This window comes from Streptomyces sp. KLMMK (assembly GCF_036961605.1).
GTDB classification, from domain to species: Bacteria; Actinomycetota; Actinomycetes; order Streptomycetales; family Streptomycetaceae; genus Streptomyces; species Streptomyces telluris.
Genome location: NZ_JBAMDC010000488.1, coordinates 1 through 4,264 on the forward strand (window position 1 = coordinate 1; position 4,264 = coordinate 4,264).

Annotated in this window: 4 protein-coding genes; all 4 read left to right on the plus strand. The window is 70.9% G+C overall.

Annotated elements, in window-relative coordinates:
- Positions 1-78 precede the first annotated feature (78 nt).
- Positions 79-1,257 carry a VWA domain-containing protein gene (locus V7793_RS34180; protein ID WP_336013584.1) on the plus strand — a complete coding sequence of 393 codons (1,179 nt, stop codon included), beginning with the start codon at positions 79-81 and terminating at the stop codon, positions 1,255-1,257.
- Between the two features lie 283 nt (positions 1,258-1,540).
- Positions 1,541-2,719 carry an ADP-forming succinate--CoA ligase subunit beta gene (gene sucC, locus V7793_RS34185; protein WP_336013586.1) on the plus strand — a complete coding sequence of 393 codons (1,179 nt, stop codon included), beginning with the start codon at positions 1,541-1,543 and terminating at the stop codon, positions 2,717-2,719.
- Between the two features lie 20 nt (positions 2,720-2,739).
- Entirely contained in the window at positions 2,740-3,624 is an 885-nt protein-coding gene (gene sucD, locus V7793_RS34190) for a succinate--CoA ligase subunit alpha (protein ID WP_336013588.1), read from the plus strand.
- Between the two features lie 178 nt (positions 3,625-3,802).
- The coding region (locus tag V7793_RS34195) for a cell division protein PerM (protein WP_336013589.1) at positions 3,803-4,264 on the plus strand (462 nt) is incomplete at its 3' end.

The following is a 4,264-nucleotide window of genomic DNA, read 5'->3' on the forward strand; positions in this document are numbered from 1 at the left end:
CCTGCACCTCCTCCTCGGCCTCACCGATCCCTCCCCTCCCTCCGGCCCCGTAGCCCCCACCACCCCAGGAGCCGCACGATGACCGCACCCCGCAGCGCCACCGCCGACGACGAGCGCCTGCGCCGCTGGCGCCTCGTCCTCGGCGGCGACGGCTCCGCGGACGGCACCGGCCGCGCCCTCTCCGGCACCGACGCCGCCATGGACCGCACCCTCGAAGCGCTCTACGGCGGCTCCGGCGCCCCGGGCAACCAGGTCGGCGGCTCCCGCGAGGCCGGCCTCGGCGGCTCCGCGCCGCGCGTCGCCCGCTGGCTGGGGGACATCCGCACGTACTTCCCGGCGTCCGTCGTTCAGGTGATGCAGCGCGACGCCGTCGACCGGCTCGGCCTCTCCTCGCTGCTCCTGGAGCCGGAGATGCTGGAGGCGGTCGAGGCCGACGTCCATCTCGTCGGCACGCTGCTCTCCCTCCACAAGGCGATGCCCGAGACCACGAAGGAGACCGCCCGCGCCGTGGTCCGCAAGGTCGTCGAAGACCTGGAGCGGCGCCTGGCCGGCCGCACGCGCACCACTCTCACCGGCGCCCTCGACCGCTCCGCCCGCATCAACCGCCCCCGTCACCGCGACATCGACTGGGACCGCACCATCCGGGCGAACCTCAAGAACTACCTGCCCGAGTACCGCACGGTCGTCCCCGAGCGGCTGGTCGGCCACGGCCGGGCGGCACGGGCGGTGAAGAAGGACGTCATCCTCTGCATCGACCAGTCCGGCTCCATGGCGGCGTCCGTCGTCCACGCCTCCGTCTTCGGTGCCGTCCTGGCCTCGATGCGCACCCTCGACACCCGTCTCGTCGTCTTCGACACCTCCGTCGCCGACCTCACCGACCAGCTGACCGACCCGGTCGACGTGCTCTTCGGCATCCAGCTCGGCGGCGGCACCGACATCAACCGCGCGCTCGCCTACTGCCAGTCACGGATCACCCGCCCGGCGGAAACCGTCGTGGTCCTCATCAGTGATCTCTACGAGGGCGGGATCCGCGAGGGGATGCTCAAACGGGTGGCGGCCATGAAGGCATCCGGCGTGCAGTTCGTGACGCTGCTCGCGCTCTCCGACGAGGGGGCCCCGGCCTACGACCGCGAGCACGCCGCGGCCCTGGCCGCCCTCGGCGCACCGGCCTTCGCCTGCACCCCGGACCTCTTCCCGGAGGTGATGGCCGCCGCCCTGGAGAAGCGCCCGCTGCCCGTGCCCGACACGGCCGCCTGACGGGCCGCCGCGCCCGTCCCGCAGGCAGGACGGGTACGGATTCCGTTGCGATCTGTGAGCGTAATCACGGCCGCAGTGTGACCTCCGATTTAGGGCCGCCCCGCCAGCGGGGATAACCTGCGAGACGGACATGCCGCGTCAACGGTGAACGTGTGCCGCCCTCGCCCGTGCTATCCCGGGGCGCAACCCCCGGACTTCTGCGGAGATCGCGCTCTCACGCCGCCCAGCGGCACGCCCGCGCAGACAACGAACCGCGATATCCATGGAAAAGGGACGGACGCGCGTGGACCTGTTCGAGTACCAGGCGAGGGACCTCTTCGCCAAGCACGGTGTACCGGTGCTGGCCGGTGAAGTCATTGACACGCCTGAGGCGGCCCGCGAGGCGACCGAGCGGCTGGGCGGCAAGTCCGTCGTCAAGGCCCAGGTCAAGGTCGGCGGCCGTGGCAAGGCCGGCGGCGTGAAGCTCGCCGCCACCCCGGACGAGGCCGTCGCCCGCGCGACGGACATCCTCGGCATGGACATCAAGGGCCACACGGTCCACAAGGTCATGATCGCCGAGACCGCTCCGGAGATCCTTGAGGAGTACTACGTCTCGTACCTCCTCGACCGCACCAACCGCACCTTCCTGGCCATGGCCTCGGTCGCGGGCGGCATGGACATCGAGGAGGTCGCCGCGACGACCCCCGAGAAGCTCGCCAAGGTGCCGGTCGACGCCAACAACGGCGTCACCATCGAGAAGGCCCGCGAGATCGTCGCCCAGGCGAAGTTCCCGGCCGAGGTCGCCGAGCAGGTCGCCGAGGTCATGGTGACCCTGTGGAAGACCTTCGTCGCCGAGGACGCGCTCCTCGTCGAGGTCAACCCGCTCGCCAAGGTCGCCAACGGTGATGTCATCGCCCTCGACGGCAAGGTCTCGCTCGACGAGAACGCCGACTTCCGCCAGCCGGAGCACGAGGCGCTCGAGGACAAGGCCGCGGCCAACCCCCTCGAGGCGGCCGCCAAGGCCAAGGGCCTGAACTACGTCAAGCTCGACGGCCAGGTCGGCATCATCGGCAACGGCGCGGGTCTCGTCATGAGCACCCTCGACGTCGTCGCCTACGCCGGTGAGAACCACGGCGGCGTCAAGCCCGCCAACTTCCTCGACATCGGCGGCGGCGCCTCGGCCGAGGTCATGGCCAACGGTCTCGAGATCATCCTCGGCGACCCGGACGTCAAGTCCGTCTTCGTCAACGTCTTCGGTGGCATCACCGCGTGCGACGAGGTCGCCAAGGGCATCGTCCAGGCCCTGGAGCTCCTCAAGAGCAAGGGCGAGGACGTCTCCAAGCCGCTGGTCGTGCGCCTCGACGGCAACAACGCGGAGCTGGGTCGCAAGATCCTGTCCGACGCCAACCACCCGCTGGTGCAGCGCGTGGACACCATGGACGGCGCGGCCGACAAGGCCGCCGAGCTGGCTGCGGCTAAGTAAGGGACGAGGACTCCACAACCATGGCTATCTTCCTCACCAAGGACAGCAAGGTCATCGTCCAGGGGATGACCGGCGCCACGGGCATGAAGCACACCAAGCTCATGCTGGCCGACGGCACCAACATCGTGGGTGGCGTCAACCCGCGCAAGGCCGGTACCGAGGTCGACTTCGACGGCACGGCCGTCCCCGTCTTCGGCTCCGTCGCCGAGGCGATGGAGAAGACCGGTGCCGACGTCACCGTCGTCTTCGTGCCGCCGGCCTTCGCCAAGGCCGCCGTCATCGAGGCGATCGACGCCGAGATCCCGCTGGCCGTCGTGATCACCGAGGGCATCGCCGTCCACGACTCCGCCGCCTTCTGGGCGTACGCGGGCTCGAAGGGCAACAAGACCCGCATCATCGGCCCGAACTGCCCCGGTCTCATCACCCCGGGCCAGTCCAACGCCGGCATCATCCCGGGCGACATCACCAAGCCCGGCCGCATCGGTCTCGTGTCCAAGTCCGGCACGCTGACCTACCAGATGATGTACGAGCTCCGTGACATCGGCTTCTCCTCCGCCGTCGGCATCGGTGGCGACCCGGTCATCGGCACCACGCACATCGACGCGCTCGCCGCGTTCGAGGCCGACCCGGAGACCGAGCTGATCGTGATGATCGGCGAGATCGGCGGCGACGCCGAGGAGCGTGCCGCGGACTTCATCAAGGCCAACGTCACCAAGCCGGTCGTCGGCTACGTGGCGGGCTTCACCGCGCCCGAGGGCAAGACCATGGGCCACGCCGGCGCCATCGTCTCCGGTTCGTCCGGTACCGCCCAGGCGAAGAAGGAGGCCCTCGAGGCCGCCGGTGTGAAGGTCGGCAAGACCCCGTCCGAGACGGCCCGCCTCGCGCGCGCCGCGCTGGGCGCCTGAGCCTGACGGTTTCCGCGCGCGGGCCCGCACCCCTCGAAGGGGGTGCGGGTCCGCGCCCGTTCCAGGGTTCACGTAAGGGTAATTGCGCGTCAAATAGGTTTATCCGGGTATCAAAAGCGACACGACGGTCATTTACCCGCTACCCGAACGAAAGGCGTGTTCTTGGCAGCATGACCATGTGACCCACGATGCCGAGCACAGCCCGCCGCCGCCCGCGTCCGGCCGGCCCGCCGCGAGCGCGCCGCCCCCCGCGGGCACGGTGTTCGTCGGCGGGGCGATCGCCGCGGGACTGGGGCTCGGGGCGCTGGCCGTGGTCGTCCTGCTGCTGTGGATCACCTCGCCGTACCCGGACGGCGGCGCGGGCGAGGCCCTGCGCTCCGCCGCCGGCCTGTGGCTGCTCGCCCACGGCGCGGACCTCGTCCGCACGGACACCCTCACCGGGGCGCCCGCCCCCATCGGCCTCACGCCGATGCTGCTGACCGCGCTGCCCTGCTGGCTGCTCTACCGGGCCGCCCGGCACGCCCTGGAACCGGCGGTCGAGCCGCCCGGCGACCACGACGACTTCCCCTACCCGGAAGCCGTCCCCTTCGAGGAGCTCACGCCCGAGGAGATCCTCGCAGCGGCCCCGCCCCCGCCCCCG

Coding starts and splice junctions, on each gene's coding strand:
- V7793_RS34180 (WP_336013584.1), top strand. CDS start 79: ATGACCGCACCCCGCAGCGCCACCGCCGACGACGAGCGCCTGCGCCGC.
- sucD (WP_336013588.1), top strand. CDS start 2,740: ATGGCTATCTTCCTCACCAAGGACAGCAAGGTCATCGTCCAGGGGATG.